The organism is Mobilicoccus caccae (assembly GCF_030161635.1).
Taxonomy (GTDB): Bacteria; Actinomycetota; Actinomycetes; order Actinomycetales; family Dermatophilaceae; genus Mobilicoccus; species Mobilicoccus caccae.
Window position 1 is genome coordinate 240,129 of the sequence record NZ_BSUO01000001.1, and the last position, 16,936, is coordinate 257,064.

The following is a 16,936-nucleotide window of genomic DNA, read 5'->3' on the forward strand; positions in this document are numbered from 1 at the left end:
GAAGCCAGTCCTGGTCCGCGCATCAGGCGTGGACATCCGAGTGACGAAGGAGCCCGCCAGTGCCCATCGCAACCCCCGAGGTCTACGCCGACATGCTCGACCGGGCGAAGGCAGGATCCTTCGCCTACCCGGCCATCAACGTCTCCTCCAGCCAGACGCTCCACGCGGCGCTCAAGGGCTTCGCCGACGCGGGCAGCGACGGCATCATCCAGGTCTCCACGGGTGGCGCGGAGTATCTGTCCGGTCCCTCGATCAAGAACATGGTGGCCGGTTCGCTCGCCTTCGCGGCGTTCGCGCAGGAGGCCGCCAAGAACTACCCGGTCAACATCGCCCTGCACACCGACCACTGCCCCAAGGACAAGCTCGACGGGTTCGTTCGCCCGTTGCTGCAGGCGTCCAAGGAGCAGGTCGAGAAGACGGGTCTGCCGATCTTCCAGTCGCACATGTGGGACGGCTCGGCCGTGCCGCTGGACGAGAACCTGGAGATCGCCAAGGAGCTGCTCGAGCTCGCGGCCGCCGCCAAGATCATCCTCGAGGTCGAGATCGGCGTCGTCGGTGGCGAGGAGGACGGTGTCGCCAACGAGATCAACGACCAGCTGTACACCACCCCCGAGGACGCCCTGGCCACGGTCGAGGCGCTCGGGCTGGGCGAGAAGGGCCGCTACATGGCGGCGCTGACGTTCGGCAACGTCCACGGCGTGTACAAGCCGGGCAACGTCAAGCTCCGCCCGGAGATCCTCAAGCAGTGCCAGGACGCCATCAAGGAGAAGTACGGAGACGCGGCCGGCGACAAGCCGCTCGCGCTCGTCTTCCACGGTGGGTCGGGTTCGCTGCCGCAGGAGATCAGCGACGCGGTCGACTACGGCGTCGTCAAGATGAACGTCGACACCGACACCCAGTACGCGTTCACGCGCCCGGTGGCCGAGCACATGCTGCGTAACTACGACGGCGTGCTCAAGATCGACGGCGAGGTCGGCAACAAGAAGCAGTACGACCCGCGCGCGTGGGGCAAGGCCGCCGAGGCCGGCATGGCCGCCCGCGTGGTGGAGGCCTGCGAGAACCTGCGCTCCGCCGGCACCCACAAGTGAGTCGACTCCGCGGCTGAGCGCCTGCGCGCGTCGAGCGCCCGCATCCTGCGTGGTGCGCGGTCGGCGCGTGAGGCGACGTGCCTACGTGACGGCCTCGCGACCTGCCCGGTCGCGGGGCCGTCGTCCGTACGAGCCGGACGAGAACGCCGAGACCGTCGCCTATAGGCGGCGGTCTCGGCGTCGGGAGGTCATCGGCCGGTGGCCATCGGCGCGCCCGAGGGTCGGAGTGGCCGCGGTCAGGTGATCCGGGAGACCATGGTGGAGGGTGGCCGGTCCGAGCCGCGCCCGATCCGACCCCATCACCACGGAGGAACGATGTCCCACCAGAACCTGTTGGAACCCCCGAGACGCTGCTCGAGGTCGACCCGGCCGCGGCCGAACTGCTCTCCGGCGCCGACCCGGCGATCACCGCGGGACGGTTCCCGGAGTCGGCGCTGGCGTGGGCGACGCTGGCGGAGGCGGCTCTGGCGATGGGATTCACCGTCGAGGCGTACGCCTACGCCCGCACCGGGTACCACCGCAGCCTCGACCAGTTGCGTCGGGCGGGGTGGAAGGGTGCCGGTCCGGTGCCGTGGCGTCACGAGCCCAACCGCGGATTCCTGCGCAGTCTCGGCGCGCTGGCCCGCGCCGCCGCCCAGATCGGTGAGGACGCGGAGCGGGAGCGCTGCGAGCAGTTCCTGCGCGACTCCAGCCCCGAGGCGGCCGACGCGCTCGGCTTCTGAACCGGGCGCATACCCCGCTGACGCGACGACCGCCGAGACCGTGGCCTTCCACGTTCTCGGCGGTCGTGCGTGCGCGACGCGGGCGTCGCGCACGCGGGGAGAGGTCAGTCGACCTTTGCGCCGACGACGCCGCCGCCCTTGCCTGCCTTGACGGCGTCGAGGTCGAAGGTGAGCGTGACGCGCTTGCCGGCCTCGGTCGTGTAGCTGCACATGTCACCGTCGCAGGCCGTGCGCAGGAGTTCGCCCTTCGGGACTCCGGCGCCGAGATCGGCCACGGCGGAGCCGGACACGTACTTCGCCAGCGTCGCCTTGTCGCCCGCGGCCCACGCCTTGACGGCCGCGTCGCCGTAGTCGCCCGGGTCGGTCTGCGGCACCGTGACGGCACCGCGCGCGGCGTCCTTGGACGTGGCCGTACCGCGCGGGGTGGCGGCGCCGGTCTCGCTCGCCGCCGGAGCGGACGACTGCGCCGATCCCTCGGTGGCCGTGGGCTCCTCGGTGGCCGACGTGGTCGGCGCCGCGGTGGTGGCGACGGCGGGGCTCGTGGGTGCCGTCGACCCCGTGTTCGTCGTCTCGTTCTGACCGCAGCCGGCCAGAGCCGCGCAGAGTGCGGCCGAGGCGGCGAGGGTGCGGCGGGTCTTCATCACGAATGCTCCTAGCTCGGTCCCAGGACCGGGGTCGTCGACGGGCGCCCGCGGGTGCGGGACACATGTCAGCTCAACTCTGTTCGGCACGATTCCCCCAGGACTGAGCGTAATTCGCCGGCGAACCCTCGCCGGTGCGACGCGGCGGGGATCCTGCGAAGACCTGTCGAGGTCGAGGGGGCCCGCCGGTGGCGAAACCCCTGCCCGCCCGTGCTCGTTCCGCGCCCTGAAGGAGCCCCGCACGACGCGGTAGGCTCGGTGAGTACGGGCCCCGTACAGGGGCCCGCGCCGTTGCCGGAGCAGAATCCGCAGCGCCGACGCGAGCGAAAGGTGGACCCACCATGCCGGCGATCGTCCTGATCGGAGCCCAGTGGGGCGATGAGGGCAAGGGCAAGGCGACGGACCTCCTGGGCAAGGACGTCGACTACGTCGTCAAGTTCAACGGTGGCAACAACGCCGGTCACACGGTGGTCATCGGTGGCGAGAAGTACGCCCTGCACCTGCTGCCCAGCGGCATCCTCACCCCTGGTGTCACGCCCGTCATCGGCAACGGGGTCGTCGTCGACCTCGAGGTGCTCTTCCACGAGCTCGAGGCGCTGGCCGCCCGCGGCGTGGACGTCTCCAAGCTGCGGATCAGTGCGAATGCGCACATCATCCCCTCCTACAACCGCACCCTCGACAAGGTCACCGAGCGCTTCCTCGGCAAGCGGCGCCTCGGCACGACCGGTCGCGGCATCGGTCCGACGTACGCCGACAAGATGAACCGCGTCGGCATCCGCATGCAGGACCTGTTCGACTCCTCGATCCTGCACCAGAAGGTCGAGGCGGCCCTCGAGGTCAAGAACCACCTGCTGGTCAAGATCTACAACCGTCGCGCCATCGAGGCCGAGGAGGTCGTGGCCGACCTGCTCTCCTACCGCGACCGCGTGCACCCCATGGTCGTCGACACCGGGTACGAGCTGTCGTGCGCGCTGGACGAGGGCAAGACGGTCCTGTTCGAGGCCGGTCAGGCGACGATGCTCGACGTCGACCACGGCACCTACCCCTACGTCACCTCCTCCAGCGCCACCGCCGCCGGGGCGTGCACCGGGTCCGGCATCGGGCCCACGCGCGTCGATCGGGTGGCCGCGGTGTTCAAGGCGTACACGACCCGCGTCGGCGAAGGTCCGTTCCCCACCGAACTCAACGACCAGTTCGGTGAGCGCCTGCGCGCCAACGGATTCGAGTTCGGCACGACGACCGGCCGTCCGCGCCGCTGCGGCTGGGCCGACACGGTCATCGGCCGCTACGCCACCCGCATCAACGGGGTCACCGACTACGTGCTCACCAAGCTCGACGTCCTCACCGGCTTCGACACCATTCCGGTGTGCGTGGGTTACGACGTGAACGGTCGGCACTTCGACGACATGCCCGCCAACCAGAGCGACTTCCACCACGCGGTGCCGGTGTACGAAGAGCTGCCCGGGTGGAGCGAGGACATCAGCGCCGCACGCGAATTCGAGGACCTCCCGGAGAACGCGCAGAAGTACGTGCTGCGCCTGGAAGAACTCATCGGGGCGCGCATCTCGGTCATCGGTGTGGGACCCGGCCGCGAGGAGATCATCCAGCGGCACAGCCTCCTGCACGACTGATCTCCCCCTCGACACCCCACCGCGACCAGAGACCCACCGCTAGGACGACTGCATGAACGACGCCGATCGACCCCACGACGCGACCTCCGCCCGGCCACGCCGCCGCCGCAAGGAGAAGCAGGCCGAGGTCGACTGGGTGGCCCGGCTCGCCGACGAGGTCATCGAGGCGGCCGTTGCCCGCGACCCCGAGAAGACCATCGTGTGCGCCTCGGGCCTGTCTCCCTCCGGACCGATCCACCTGGGCAACCTGCGCGAGGTGATGACGCCGCACCTGGTGGCCGACGAGATCGCCCGCCGCGGCATCCCCGTCGAGCACATCATCAGCTGGGACGACTACGACCGGTTCCGCAAGGTGCCGGCCGGGGTCGAGGGCGTCGACGCCTCGTGGGAGGCGCACATCGGCAAGCCGCTGACCAGCGTCCCTGCGCCGCCCGGGAGCGAGCACCCCAACTGGGCCGAGCACTTCAAGGCCGCGATGGCCGAGTCGCTGGCGCGCATGGGCGTGCGGTTCCGCGGCATCAGCCAGACCGAGCAGTACACCTCCGGCGCCTACCGCGACCAGGTGCTGCACGCGATGGCTCGCCGCGGCGACATCGACGCCGTGCTGGGTCGGTACCGGACCAAGGGCGCGACGGCCGACGCGGAGGCGGCTGCTGCAGCCGAGGGCGGTGAGGGGTCCGAGGACGCCGATGCCGTGGCACGCGCCGCCGAGGGCAGCGGCGCCGCCGACGAGGACGACGGCGGCAGCGCGGCCGGGTACTTCCCCTTCAAGCCGTACAGCAAGGCCTTCGGCACCGACGCCACCCGCGTGCTGGCCTACGACGACGAGACGACCGAGCTCACCTACGAGGCGAGCGGCCCCGGCGGCGAACTGGTCACCGAATCCATGCGCCTGGACACCGATTTCCACGGCAAGCTCGTGTGGAAGGTCGACTGGCCCATGCGCTGGGCGTACGAAGGCGTCGACTTCGAGCCCTCCGGCGTGGACCACCAGTCACCCGGGTCCTCCTACGTGGTCGGTGGCCAGATCGTCGGCCCGATCTTCGGTGGTCACCAGCCCATCGGGCCCATGTACGCCTTCGTCGGCATCGCCGGCATGGCGAAGATGAGTTCGTCCAAGGGCGGCGTGCCCACCCCCGCGGACGCCCTGCAGATCATGGAGCCCGCCGTCCTGCGCTGGCTCTACACCCGGCGCCGGCCCAACCAGTCGTTCTCGGTGGCGTTCGACGCCGAGATCCAGCGGCTGTACGACGAATGGGACGCCCTGGGCCGCAAGGTCCTCACCGAGGCGGCCCAACCCGGCGACCTGGCCATGCACGCCCGCGCCATCGGGACGGCCACCGGCGAGCTGCCCCGCACACCCATCCCCGTGGCGTACCGCGCGCTCGCCTCGGTCATCGACATCACCGGCGGCGAGCCCGAGCAGATGTCCCGCATCGTCCACGGGATGCTGCCCGAGGAGCAGGCGGAGGTGTTCACCGGACTCGACCAGCTCCGGCCACGCCTCGACTGCGCCACGACGTGGGTCAGGACGCAGATGCCCGCGGAGGACCGCACGCAGGTGCGCACCGAGCCCGACACCGACCTGCTCGCCGGACTCGACGACGCTCAACGCGAGGCCTTGGCGATGCTGTCGGAGAAGTTGACCGACGACTGGTCCCTGGGTGGGCTGACGACCCTCGTCTACGGCGTGCCCAAGCTCCAAGCCGGCTACGACATCGGTGAGAAGAAGCTCCCGCCGGAGGTCAAGACCGCCCAGCGCGACCTCTTCGCCCTCCTCTACCGACTCCTCGTCGGCAGCGACACCGGCCCACGCATCCCCACCCTCCTGCTGTGCCTCGGCCCCGACAAAGTCCGCACCCTCATCGAGCCCTGACCACACACGCACGGGGGCTCCCGCCCCCGTGTGCCCCCGGAACTGCACACACGGGGGCTCCGCCCCCGTGTGCCCCCGGGACTGCATCGGCGCGGCTGCGCCGCGGCGTCTTTCTGTTCCGCCCGTTCAAGCTCGCTGCGCTCGCGAACGGGCGGGCCTCGCTACCGCTCGGCGGATCGCTTTTCCTGCTCTTCGGGGGCTCACACGTGGTGTGCCGCCCCGCGCCGTCGCCCTGGCCGATGGTGTGGTCGTGCTCCTTTTGTCGGGGGAGCATCACCGCTATCGGGGGAGCATCACCGTTGGTGCGACGACGAAGCGGAGTCCGGGCGCAGGACGTGCATGCGGTGGGCTGCTCGGGTGAGGACGACGTACAGCACCCGCACCCCACCCGGTGACTCCGCGACGATCTCGTCCGGGTCGACGACGACCGTCGCGTCGTACTCCAGGCCCTTGCTCGACAACGGGTCGACCAGCACCAGCCGTCCGCCGAGGTCAGCCGGGCCGCTGCGGAGTTCGTCGACCAGGTCGGCGAGTTCGCGCGCCCACCGTGCCGGCGCCACGATCGCGATGCTCCCGTCGACCTCGGCGGCGAGGTCGAGCACCGACCGGCGGGCGGCGTCGACCACGTCGGTCACCGTGCGGTCCACCGGCTGCACACCGGTCTCGCGCACCGCGTCGGGGATGTCCGCGTCCGGCACGTGCTCGCGGATCACCTTCTCGGCGTAGGCGAAGACCTCGCGGGCGTTGCGGTAGTTGGTCCCCATGTGGAACGAACGACGCACGGGGGAGCCGAACGCGTCCTCGCGCGCAGCGGTCGCCTCGGCCACGTCCTCCCAAGACGCCTGCGCCGCGTCGCCGACGACGGTCCAGCTCGCCCACCGTCCACGGCGGCCGAGCATCCGCCACTGCATCGGGCTGACGTCCTGGGCCTCGTCCACGAGGACGTGCGCGTACTCCGCCGGCGGGCCGATGTGGCCACGCAGGAGTTCATCGCGCGTGTCGCCGTGACGCTCGCGCGCGGTGGGCAACGCCGAGTGCTCAGGGGCGGGCCGCTCGGGTGTGACCCCCACGCGCAGCGACCGCTGGGCCTCGAGCTCGTCCAACTCCTCGATCTCGAAGAACCCGCGCTCGACCGGCGCCTCCTTGACCTCACCCAGGCGCACGTCGAGGTCGTCGACGAGCGACACGTCGGCGGCCGACCACAGCCCCGACTCCAGGGTGAGGCGCATCGACTCGCTCAGGACCTCGGCCTCCCGGTGACTCAGCACGTCCTGGGCGTAGCGGCGCGCCCGGGCGGGGTCGGCCAGCCACAACAGCACCTCACGCGGGTCGACCGGCCGCCACCAGCGACGGAGGAACGCGTCGACCTCCAGGTGGTCGACGAACGTGGAGATGAACTCCTCCCGATCCGTGTCGCGGTCGTCGGGGCGACGGACCTGACTCCACGCCTCGGCCGCGAGGGCCAGGGACATCGGTTCGAGGGAGGAGTTGCGGTGGTGACGCCGCAGGACCCGGGAGCGGATGCGATCCAGGGTGCGGCGATCGAGCCGGACGGCCCGCCCGGCGATCATCGCGCGGAGCTCCTGCGGCGCGCCGGGGATCGTGTCCCGCGACGCGCGTCCGAGCACCCGCCGGATCCGCAACGACCCCTTGACGGCGGCGGCCGCGGGCGGATCCAGACGTCCTGCGGTGCAGGCCTCGACGACGTCGCCGAGCGCCCGCAGCACGACCGACTCCTCACCGAGAGAAGGCAGCACGCGTTCGATGTAGGCGGTGTAGGCCGGGGACGGTCCGACCACGAGCACGCCACCGGCCTCGAACCGGCGCCGGTCGGAGTACAGCAGGTACGCGGCCCGATGCAGCGCCACGACGGTCTTGCCGGTGCCCGGCCCGCCGGTGATCTCCGTGACCCCACGGGCGGGCGCGCGGATGGCCTCGTCCTGGTGCGCCTGGATCGTGGCGACGATGTCGCGCATCCGCGCACTGCGGCTGCGGCCGAGAGCCGCCATGAGCGCACCCTCCCCGAGGACGACCAGATCCTCGGGCGCCTCGGCCACCATGAGGTCGTCCTCCGCGCCGATCACCCGATCGTCACGACACCGCAGGACGCGCCGGCGCAGCACGTTCTGCGGGTCGACAGGCGTGGCCCGGTAGAACGGCGAGGCCGCGGGCGCGCGCCAGTCGACGACCAGCGGTTCGTAGTCGTCGTCCCGGACGCCGATCCGGCCGATGTAGCGGACCTCCCGGCCGTGGTCGTCCTGCATGTCCAGGCGGCCGAAGACCAGCCCTTCGTGTTGACGTTCGAGGTCGTGTCGGCGTCTGCCGGCGCGGAAGACGAGGGCGTCACGGGCGAACAGGCCCGACATCTCCTCATCACGGATGTCGCCGGTGCGGTCGGTGCGGCCGCGCGACATCCCCTCGGCCTCGACGAGCGCGGCGCGTTCGTCGGCCTTGCGCAGCTCCTGGTACACCCGGTCGACGTGCTGTTGCTCGACAGCGAGTTCGTGGGCGAGTACCTGGGCAGGCGACCGCTCGCCGGTCTCGTTCGTGCTCACGCCATCGCTCACTGCATCGCTCATTCTCATCGCCGGAGTTCGTCGTCCCACGCGTCCGGCAGGGACGACGCGAGCCATCCACTTTACGGTGGCCGCGAGGTGGGTCGGAGCGCGGTTCGGTTCAGATCCACCCGCGACGGGCGGCCATCACGCCGGCCTGGAAGCGGGTGGCGGCGCCGAGCCTGCTCATGAGGATCCGGACGCGGCGTTCGACGGTGCGTTGGGAGATCCCCGACTGCACGGCCATCGTCGTGTCCGTCGCCCCGGCGGCGAGCATGGACAGGATGAACGCGCTGTCGCGGTCGAGTTCGCCGACGGCCTCCCAGGCCATGGGGGTGCCGAGCGTCCACCAGGTCTCGGCGAGGCGGCGCAGCGCCAGCACCAGCCGGCGATCGTCGATGAGCAGGGACCCGGCCCCGGAGGTGTCGAACGAGGTGAGGTCGATGACGGCGATCGCGTCGTCGGCGAGGATCACCGAGAACGGGACCCCGGTGAGGAACCGGTGTTCCTCCCCGCTCTCCGACCTGGCCATGAGCACCTCACCCGCCCGGCCGTGGCGCATCATCGTGCTGTCGAACGTCGTGCGGCGCCGCAGCGGGGTGCCGTCGGGGGTGATGAGCCGGGCGCGGTGCCACTCCAGGTCGTTGCCGAAGAGGTGGGCCGTGCAGGGGAGTCGTCGTAGGCGGCCCAGACCTCACTGGTCGCCGTGCCGATGACGAGGGAGATCGCGGCACTGAGCTCCTCGTTGTTGCGCAGGACCGTGATCCTCTGGGTCGGTTCGCCCGAGGGCAGCCGGGTCGAGTGGTAGACGTACGCCAGGCTCTCCGCGGAGTCCCGCAGATAGGTGGCCCGCGCCTCGTACGTCGACGCGAGCGACGGCAGCGCGAGGTCGGGCGGGATGGCCTCCCAGGTGTCCGCCCCGACGGGCCGCAGCAGGCCCTGCTCGCTGAGGAGGTCGATGATGGTGTCGAGGTTCTCCTCCGGCAGCCCCGCTGCGATCATGTGCAGTTTGGTGAGGTTGGGATGCCGGATCGCGAGCATGTACAGCCGCGTCGAGTGACGATCCAGGGTGTCCGGCGGCAGGATCGACAGCGGCGTGGTGCGGTCCCTCGATCCGGTGTCGACGGTGCCCGAGGCGTCGGCGTGCGCACCGGTGGCCCCGCCGGTCTCGGTCGGGATGTCGGGCCCGTCGGCCGCCGCGAATCGAGGGTCCTGACCGTCCTCGTCCACATCGACCTCCTCGGGTCTGCGGTGTCGTCCACCGCGCCGCGGGATCGCACGAGCAGTCCCGCACTCCCCCAGCACGATAGCGGGACGACCCCCGACGAGCGGTGAGGCCCCTGCTCGGGTGTGACGAGTCACGCGGCTCCTCGGGCCCGGGTCGAGGCGGCGTTCGACCGCCTAGGCTGGGTCCCGTGAAGGTCCTTGTCATCGGTAGTGGTGCCCGCGAACACGCCCTCGCACTGTCGCTCTCGCGCGACCCGTCCGTCGAGGAGGTGGTCGTCGCTCCCGGCAATCCCGGCATGAGCCAGGTCGCCCGGTGCGAGCATCTCGAGGGCGGAGGTCTGGACCCCGAGGCCGTCGCCGACCTCGCCGAACGGCAGAGGGCCGACCTCGTGGTCATCGGACCGGAGGCCCCGCTGGTGGCGGGGGCGGTGGACGCGGTGGTCCGGCGCGGCATCCCCTGTTTCGGACCGACCGCGCAGGCCGCCCGCCTCGAGGGCAGCAAGGCGTTCGCCAAAGAGGTCATGGCCGCAGCCGGGGTTCCCACGGCGCGATCGATCGTCTGTCGGCGGGTCGATGAGGTCATGGACGCCTTCGACACCTTCGGTGCGCCGTTCGTGGTCAAGGACGACGGGCTCGCGGCCGGCAAGGGCGTCGTCGTCACCGAGGTGCGGTCCCAGGCGTTGGCGCACGCGGTGCAGTGCCTCGAGCGCGAGGTCGGCCCCGGCGCGGCTCCGCCGCAGGTCGTCGTGGAGGAGTACCTCGACGGCCCGGAGATCTCCCTGTTCTGCCTCACCGACGGCGAGGCCGTCGTGCCCCTGGCCCCGGCCCAGGACTTCAAGCGGCTCTCCGACGGTGGCCGCGGGCCGAACACCGGTGGCATGGGTGCGTACTCGCCGCTCGACTGGGCGCCCGCCGATCTCGTGGAGGAGGTCGTGACGACGATCGCGCAGCCCACGGTCGACGAGATGCGTCGCCGCGGCACGCCGTTCGCCGGAGTGCTGTACGTCGGTCTGTCGCTGACCGCACGCGGCCTGCGGGTGGTCGAGTTCAACGCGCGGTTCGGCGACCCGGAGACCCAGGTCGTCCTCGCCCGGCTCGAGACCGGCCTCGGGGGCGTCCTGCTCGCCGCGGCGCAGGGACGTCTGGCCGAGGAGCCGCCGCTGGAGTGGTCGCCGGAGCACGCCGTCACGGTGGTCGTCGCCGCTCGCGGGTACCCCGAGGCGCCGCGCAAGGGCGACCCCGTGGTCGTCGGCGACGTCGGCGACGCCTGGGTCCTGCACGCCGGCACCCGGATGGGCGCCGACGGGCTCGTGACCTCCGGGGGACGTGTGTTGTGCGTCGTCGCCACCGGTGAGGACCTGCACGTGGCGCGGCGGCGCGCCTACACCGGAGTCGACGCCGTGAACATCCCCGGCTCCCAGCACCGCACCGACATCGCGCTCGCCGCGGCGCAGAACCGCATCGCTCTCCCCGTCGAGGAGCTCGCATGACGACGACCCCGTCCGACGCGCCGCCGATCCCCGGTCACGCTCCGATCTACTCCGGCAAGGTCCGTGACCTCTACGCGCCGCTGGATGCGAACGGCGATCCGCGCGAGGACGTCCTGCTGCTCGTGGCCTCCGACCGCATCTCGGCCTACGACCACGTCCTGGACTCGGTGATCCCCGACAAGGGCCGGGTTCTCACGCAGCTCTCGTTGTGGTGGTTCGAGCAGTTCTCCTCGCTCGTGCCCAACCACATCGTGTCCACCGACGTGCCGAGCGAGGTCGAGGGGCGGGCCGTGCTCGTGCGCAGGCTGCCGATGCTGCCGGTGGAGTGCATCGCTCGCGCCTACCTCACAGGCAGCGGTCTGGCCGAGTATCGCGAGGTGGGCTCGGTGTGCGGGGTGGCGTTGCCCGACGGACTCACGGAGGCCTCGCCGCTACCGGAGACGATCTTCACGCCCACGACCAAGGCGCCGATGGGTCAGCACGACCAGCCCATCACCTACGCCCAGGTCGAGGACCTCATCGGGGCCGAACTCGCCTCCAAGGTGGCCGAGATGACCACCTCGATCCTCGCCCACGGCAACGAGATCGCCGCCGCGCGCGGGATCCTCGTGGCCGACACCAAGGTCGAGTTCGGTGTCGCGGGCGACGAACTCGTCCTGGCCGACGAGGTGCTCACCCCCGACTCCTCCCGGTTCTGGCGGGCGGAGGACCACGTCGTCGGGGTGCCGCAGAAGTCCTACGACAAGCAGTACGTCCGTGACTGGCTCACCTCTGCCGAGTCCGGGTGGGACCGCACGTCCGGTGACGCGCCGCCCGCCCTGCCGGCCGACGTCGTCGCCGCCACCCGCGAGACGTATGTCGCCGCGTACGAGGCCATCACCGGCGACACGTTCCGCTGAGGGTTTCGGCCGATAGGCTTGGTGGACCGGATCGTCCGAGCGAAGGGGCCCGCCGTGGGAAGCGTCGTCGTCGATGTCATGCCGAAGTCCGCACAGCTCGACCCGATGGGACGTGCCGTCACCGGCGCGATGCCCGTCCTGGGGTTTCCGCAGTTCGTCGACGTGCGTCAGGGCAAGCGGTTCGTGCTCACCGTGGAGGGCGAGGTCACCCGTGAGGTGCTGGCCTCGGCCCGCCTGCTCGCCGAGAAGACCCTCACGACACCGGGTGTCGAGGAGATCGTCTCGGTGCGCGAGGCCGGTGACGCCACCGATCTGGACGACGACGTCGACGCCGACTGGGAGGACATGCCCGAGCACTGGGGCGGCGGCGACACCGTGCCGCCCGAGGTGGGGTCGTACCGTCCGCGCAAGCCCGTCGCGCACCACCGCATCGACGAGTCGATGCTCGGCCAGGTGGAGGCGGGCTCGTATTACGGACGCGCCGAGGACGTCAGGAGCGACCGCCTCGGCGGCGAGGAGAGCTAACGCACCCGCCAATCGCGGCGTCCTCCCGGCCGAGTCACACGCCCGGGAGGGGGTCCTGGCCAGAATCGTGGCGCGAGAGCAGACCCGCCTTGTGTGCCCACGAGGCGAACCCGCCGAGACCGAACGGCCAGCGGATGTCGTGCCGCAGCATCTCGTCGCAGAACGCCGAGACCACCCCGACCGTGGCGCGCCCGGCCGCGATCCCCTCCGTCAATGCCCAGAGGGACCCGTGGGCGGGAAAACCGTGTCGTCCGGCGACGCGTCGTGCGCCCGCATCATCGATGATCGGAACGGCCCTGTGCACTTCACTCCAGGCAAGTACTGCAGCCTCGCCCCGATGCCGGTCCTCCGTTGCGCCGGTGACGCTGAGCCAGCGTGAGAAGGCTCTGAGCTCTCGGAGGTCGTCACCCAGGGTCATGGTGCCGATCCAGACGGGCAAGGTCATGCCGAGCAGTTCCCTGTGGACGATGTCGGGGACCACGTGCCGACACGGCGGTAGCAGCGAGCCGAGGACGTCCAGGCGATCTGCACGCTCGGCGTGGATCAGCAATGTGGCATCCCAGCAGTACGCCGACCTCTGTTCGGTCACCAGCTCGCTGCCGCCGGTTCGGGCAGATCCTGCGGCCCCAGGCTGGGGTCTCGCAAGAGTTCGAGGGCGCGAGGTGCCATCACGAAACCATCCTCGTAGGCCGCCATGACGGCCTGCCGCCAGGTGCTGCTGGATGTGCCCACCTGAAGATCTTCCGGCACGTCGGCACCCACAACCCGGAGAAAGTCACCCCTCAGCGGCGGATCGGCGATCAGGTCTTGCGCGACGTCGTCGGGCAATGCGGCGACCCTTTGTAGCCCGCGGACAGAAGCACTCCACGACACGCGGTAGGCAGCGCCGATCCTGATCAGGTGCTTTCGCAGTTCCGGGATGGAGGCCCCACCCACTGGGACGACCTGCAGCACCGCGGTCGGCAGGAGTAGCTCATGCGCGAAGGCATCGATGAGACGTTCGCGGGCGTCCCTGCTCGTCGCGACTCCGACATCGGACGCGTACTCGTCGCCGGTGACGTGGTGACCGATCTCGTGGGCAGCGGTCATGCGGCGGCGGCCGGGGCTCGACCGTCCTCCGACGATCGCGACACCAAATCCTGGTGTCGGCGTGAGGCTGGCGCCATCCATCTCGTCATCCATCACGGTGATGTGCAAACCCAGACCGGCAGCGACGTCGGCCAACGGCGGCAGCGGTTCATCCTCGAGCCCGAGCCGCGAACGCGCCATCCGAGCCAACTCGGCCGCCGACTCCTGGTCGGTGATGGCGCGCGCCGGAAACTGAACGGGCTGCAGATACCCACCTGCCTGCAGTTGCTCCACATCTCGCCATGCCTGTTCCAGCGCCACGTCCGCGGTGAACTGCTGGGCCTCGGTCGGGTTGGCCTGCTCATCGAGTGGTGTGCGCATCGACACCACGGCCGGGAGTGGCTCCTCGAGGAACCACGACATCGGGACGTGCAGACAGTCGGCGATCGAGAGCAACTCCAAGGCGGTGATCCTTCGATCTCCTGCCTCGACCCTGGTGAGCGCACTGCGGTCCAGCCCTACTCGATCGCCGAGGTCGGCCTGGGACATGGCTCGTCCGAGCCGGGCCTGCCTGACCCGCCCCCCGATCTGCGTCCACTCCGCCGTCGCCGCCATGGTGTGATTTTCACACGCGATCCCGCTCGGTGGGGCCCGGGTTGCACGCAAGCCGTGATGTCACGCGCTAACGCACCCGCCAGCGTCCGGGGTCGGGGGCCGTGGGGGAGGGCATCGGGTCGTCCCGCGTGAGCAGCGCTGCGCCGGAAGGGCGGCGGACGATGTCGGTGCGCAGGCCCGTCGGGATGGGCGCACGCCGCAGACGTCGCGTGAGTTCGGCGACGTCGAGTTCCTCCGCGCTCGCCACGAGGACGAGGTTGCCGCCGCGTCGACCCTTGAGCACGTCGTGCGTGGCCACCACCGCGCGATGCGGCAGGCCGGCCGCCCCGACGGTGGCGCTCACGCGGGTGACGTAGCGCAGGCCGGGCTCGTCGTAGAGGTTGGCCGCGAAGACCCCGCCGGGTCGCAGCACCGACGCGGCGGGGGTGAGGAACTCCAGCATCGTCACCTCGGCGGGCACCGTGCCGGCCGTGAACGCGTCGAGGACGAGGGCGTCGGCGGTGCCCGGGCGCAGCGCGGAGACCCCGTCCTCGCCGGTCGTGGCCCGCACGCGGATCCGATGCCCGCGCGGCAGTGGGGCGGCGGCGCGCACCGCCTCCGTGAGGGCGGCGTCGGGCTCGAGCACGATCTGCGGTGAGCCGGGCCGGACGTGCTCGACGTAGCGCGGCAGCGTCAACCCGGCTCCGCCGACGTGGGTGACAGCGAGCCTGGCCGGCGGTGAGGGCCGGAGGAGATCCAGCACCGCGGCGAGGTGCTGCATGTACTCGAACACGAGAAACCCGGGGTCGTCGGCGATGTGCGACTGAGGATGCCCGTCGGCGAACACGGTGACCCCGTGCGGATCACGGATGAAGTCGACCACCGCTGCACGCTACCGGGCGACGCCCGACTCGACGGCGTCCGGCCTCGCAGGACGGGCACGGAGTTCGACAGATGTGACATAGGGGTCCATCTCCGTGAAGCGGAAATGCGAAAGGAAGTGCGGGCGTACTCTTCCCAGGTGACGACGAGCGATCCTCGTCGCGCCGGCACGAACGAAAGGTCGCCCAGATGACGCAGCCCACCACCGCCCGGCATTCCGGCGGGTCGTCCACCGATCGAGGGTTCCTCGGCCATCCCGGCGGCCTGGGCACGCTCTTCTTCGTCGAGTTGTGGGAGCGCTTCTCCTACTACGGGATGCGCGCCATCCTCGTCTACTACCTCTACACGGCCATCGCCGACGGCGGTCTCGGCATCCCCGAGGAGAACGCGCAGGCCGTCGTGGCGATCTACGGAGCGTCGGTCTACCTGCTCAGCGTCATCGGCGGGTTCGCGGCCGACCGGATGATCGGTGCCTACCGGTCGACGTTGTATGGCGGCATGGTCATCATGGCCGGCCACATCAGCCTGGCCCTTCCCGCCGAGGTCGCCTCCTGGACGGGCATCGCCCTGGTGGCGCTCGGTACCGGCCTGCTCAAGCCCAACATCTCCACGATGGTCGGGCAGCTCTACGACGAGGACGACAAGCGGCGCGACGGCGGCTTCTCGATCTTCTACATGTCCATCAACATCGGTGCGTTCTTCTCCCCGTTCATCGTGGCCGAGTTGCGCAACCTGTGGGGTTTCCACGCGGGATTCGCGGCCGCCGCGGTCGGCATGGCTCTCGCCCTGGTGCTGTTCGTGTGGGGCCGTGGGCGCCTGAGCCCGCACAGCTTCGAGGTGCCGAACCCGCTGACCTCCCGCGAGCGCACGACGGTGAGCGTCGGCATCCTCGCCGCGCTGGCCGCGTTCGTCGTCGTGTACTTCCTGGCGGCGATGTGGCGCGACAGCGCGACCGAGCAGGTCGTCGACGCGATCTCGATCTTCTGCCTCCTCACCCCGGTGGCGTTCTTCACCATGATGTTCCGCAGCCCCAAGGTGAGCGCCACCGAACGCAGCCACCTGACGGCCTACATCCCGTTGTGGATCGGGGCCATGTTGTTCTGGATGATCTTCGAGCAGGCCGCCGGCAAGATGGCGACCTTCGCCGAGGTCAACACCGACCTCAGCCTCGGCGCGCTGGAGGTGCGGCCGGAGTGGTTCCAGTCGATCAACCCGCTCGCGATCATCGCCCTGGCCCCGATCTTCGCCATCGTCTGGACGCGGCGCGCCGGCCGGTTCCCCTCCCTGCCGATGAAGTTCGCCATCGGAGTGGCGCTCATCGGCCTGTCGGCGTTCGCGATGTCGGCCGCCTACGCCGCGTACCCGCCCGACGGCCCGGCCCGGGCGGCGGTCTGGGTGCTGGGGTCGATCTTCGTGCTCCAGACGATCGCCGAGCTGTGCCTGTCGCCCGTCGGGTTGTCGGCCACGACCCTGCTCGCGCCGAAGGCCTTCGCGAGCCAGGCGATGGCCCTGTGGTTCCTCGGCAGCGCCGCCGGTCAGGCCCTCGCGGCGCAGATCATCACCGCCATGGCGGGGCTGTCCGACGCCGTCTACTACGCGGCCCTGGGCGGCATGACCCTGGCCGTCGCGCTCCTGCTGTTCCTCCTCGTGCCCTGGACCCAGCGCAAGATCGAGGCCGCCGACACCGGCGAGACCGTCGCGGCCGCTCACTGAGGCCGGCCGAACTCCCGCTCCGAAC

At 70.7% G+C, this 16,936-nt stretch carries 15 protein-coding genes; 8 read left to right on the forward strand and 7 right to left on the reverse strand.

Features of this window, described 5'->3' with window-relative positions:
• The first annotated feature begins 59 nt into the window (after positions 1–59).
• The gene (gene fbaA / locus QQK49_RS01235) at positions 60–1,088 is read left to right on the forward strand and encodes a class II fructose-bisphosphate aldolase (RefSeq protein WP_284302298.1); all 1,029 of its coding nucleotides are present in this window, start codon (positions 60–62) and stop codon (positions 1,086–1,088) included.
• Between the two features lie 380 nt (positions 1,089–1,468).
• A complete protein-coding gene (locus QQK49_RS01240) occupies positions 1,469–1,810 on the forward strand; it encodes a DUF3151 domain-containing protein (RefSeq protein ID WP_348536246.1) in 342 nt (113 codons plus the stop codon).
• Between the two features lie 104 nt (positions 1,811–1,914).
• Here QQK49_RS01240 and QQK49_RS01245 read toward each other — a convergent pair whose 3' ends face one another.
• On the reverse strand, positions 1,915–2,454 hold the full coding sequence (locus tag QQK49_RS01245) for a hypothetical protein (RefSeq protein ID WP_284302299.1): 540 nt from the start codon (positions 2,452–2,454) through the stop codon (positions 1,915–1,917).
• A gap of 338 nt (positions 2,455–2,792) precedes the next feature.
• Here QQK49_RS01245 and QQK49_RS01250 point away from each other — a divergent pair, with 338 nt between their 5' ends.
• The gene (locus QQK49_RS01250) at positions 2,793–4,082 is read left to right on the forward strand and encodes an adenylosuccinate synthase (protein ID WP_284302300.1); all 1,290 of its coding nucleotides are present in this window, start codon (positions 2,793–2,795) and stop codon (positions 4,080–4,082) included.
• 52 nt (positions 4,083–4,134) lie between these two features.
• Positions 4,135–5,958 carry a lysine--tRNA ligase gene (lysS, locus tag QQK49_RS01255; protein ID WP_284302301.1) on the forward strand — a complete coding sequence of 608 codons (1,824 nt, stop codon included), beginning with the start codon at positions 4,135–4,137 and terminating at the stop codon, positions 5,956–5,958.
• Positions 5,959–6,251: 293 nt separating this feature from the next.
• Here lysS and QQK49_RS01260 read toward each other — a convergent pair whose 3' ends face one another.
• From QQK49_RS01260 to QQK49_RS01270, 3 genes are all read right to left on the reverse strand, one after another.
• Complete coding sequence (locus QQK49_RS01260; RefSeq protein WP_431310565.1) at positions 6,252–8,543, reverse strand: HelD family protein; 2,292 nt, start codon at positions 8,541–8,543, stop codon at positions 6,252–6,254.
• A gap of 91 nt (positions 8,544–8,634) precedes the next feature.
• Positions 8,635–9,078: a LuxR C-terminal-related transcriptional regulator gene (locus QQK49_RS01265; RefSeq protein ID WP_284302302.1), complete on the reverse strand. Its 444-nt coding sequence runs from the start codon at positions 9,076–9,078 to the stop codon at positions 8,635–8,637.
• Positions 9,075–9,743 (reverse strand): hypothetical protein, encoded by a 669-nt coding sequence (locus QQK49_RS01270; RefSeq protein WP_284302303.1) that lies wholly within the window; start codon positions 9,741–9,743, stop codon positions 9,075–9,077. Before QQK49_RS01270 ends, QQK49_RS01265 begins: the two co-directional genes overlap by 4 nt.
• 185 nt (positions 9,744–9,928) lie before the next feature.
• On the opposite strand from QQK49_RS01270, the gene purD reads away from it, so the two are divergent.
• The 3 genes from purD to QQK49_RS23105 are packed head-to-tail and all read left to right on the forward strand — an operon-like array spanning position 9,929 to position 12,654.
• Positions 9,929–11,230, forward strand: a complete 1,302-nt coding sequence (gene purD / locus QQK49_RS01275) for a phosphoribosylamine--glycine ligase (protein ID WP_284302304.1) — start codon at positions 9,929–9,931, stop codon at positions 11,228–11,230.
• Complete coding sequence (locus tag QQK49_RS01280; protein WP_284302305.1) at positions 11,227–12,129, forward strand: phosphoribosylaminoimidazolesuccinocarboxamide synthase; 903 nt, start codon at positions 11,227–11,229, stop codon at positions 12,127–12,129. The genes purD and QQK49_RS01280 overlap by 4 nt, the downstream gene beginning before the upstream one ends.
• Before the next feature lie 54 nt (positions 12,130–12,183).
• On the forward strand, positions 12,184–12,654 hold the full coding sequence (locus QQK49_RS23105; RefSeq protein WP_431310504.1) for a phosphoribosylformylglycinamidine synthase subunit PurS: 471 nt from the start codon (positions 12,184–12,186) through the stop codon (positions 12,652–12,654).
• Between the two features lie 34 nt (positions 12,655–12,688).
• Here QQK49_RS23105 and QQK49_RS01290 read toward each other — a convergent pair whose 3' ends face one another.
• From QQK49_RS01290 to QQK49_RS01300, 3 genes are all read right to left on the reverse strand, one after another.
• Positions 12,689–13,243: a PIN domain-containing protein gene (locus QQK49_RS01290; protein WP_284302306.1), complete on the reverse strand. Its 555-nt coding sequence runs from the start codon at positions 13,241–13,243 to the stop codon at positions 12,689–12,691.
• Positions 13,240–14,337, reverse strand: coding sequence for a helix-turn-helix domain-containing protein (locus tag QQK49_RS01295; RefSeq protein ID WP_284302307.1), 1,098 nt, complete (start codon positions 14,335–14,337; stop codon positions 13,240–13,242). The genes QQK49_RS01290 and QQK49_RS01295 overlap by 4 nt, the downstream gene beginning before the upstream one ends.
• A gap of 67 nt (positions 14,338–14,404) precedes the next feature.
• Positions 14,405–15,199 carry a spermidine synthase gene (locus QQK49_RS01300; protein ID WP_284302308.1) on the reverse strand — a complete coding sequence of 265 codons (795 nt, stop codon included), beginning with the start codon at positions 15,197–15,199 and terminating at the stop codon, positions 14,405–14,407.
• Between the two features lie 188 nt (positions 15,200–15,387).
• Between QQK49_RS01300 and QQK49_RS01305 the strand changes: the two genes are divergently transcribed.
• Complete coding sequence (locus tag QQK49_RS01305) at positions 15,388–16,911, forward strand: peptide MFS transporter (protein WP_284302309.1); 1,524 nt, start codon at positions 15,388–15,390, stop codon at positions 16,909–16,911.
• Positions 16,912–16,936 lie beyond the last annotated feature (25 nt).

Excerpts from the sequence above, each read along its gene's own strand:
- QQK49_RS01305 (WP_284302309.1), top strand. The coding sequence starts at position 15,388 with ATGACGCAGCCCACCACCGCCCGGCATTCCGGCGGGTCGTCCACCGAT.
- QQK49_RS01280 (WP_284302305.1), top strand. The coding sequence starts at position 11,227 with ATGACGACGACCCCGTCCGACGCGCCGCCGATCCCCGGTCACGCTCCG.
- QQK49_RS01260 (WP_431310565.1), bottom strand. The coding sequence starts at position 8,543 with ATGAGAATGAGCGATGCAGTGAGCGATGGCGTGAGCACGAACGAGACC.
- QQK49_RS01250 (WP_284302300.1), top strand. The coding sequence starts at position 2,793 with ATGCCGGCGATCGTCCTGATCGGAGCCCAGTGGGGCGATGAGGGCAAG.
- QQK49_RS01295 (WP_284302307.1), bottom strand. The coding sequence starts at position 14,337 with ATGGCGGCGACGGCGGAGTGGACGCAGATCGGGGGGCGGGTCAGGCAG.
- lysS (WP_284302301.1), top strand. The coding sequence starts at position 4,135 with ATGAACGACGCCGATCGACCCCACGACGCGACCTCCGCCCGGCCACGC.
- QQK49_RS01265 (WP_284302302.1), bottom strand. The coding sequence starts at position 9,078 with ATGATGCGCCACGGCCGGGCGGGTGAGGTGCTCATGGCCAGGTCGGAG.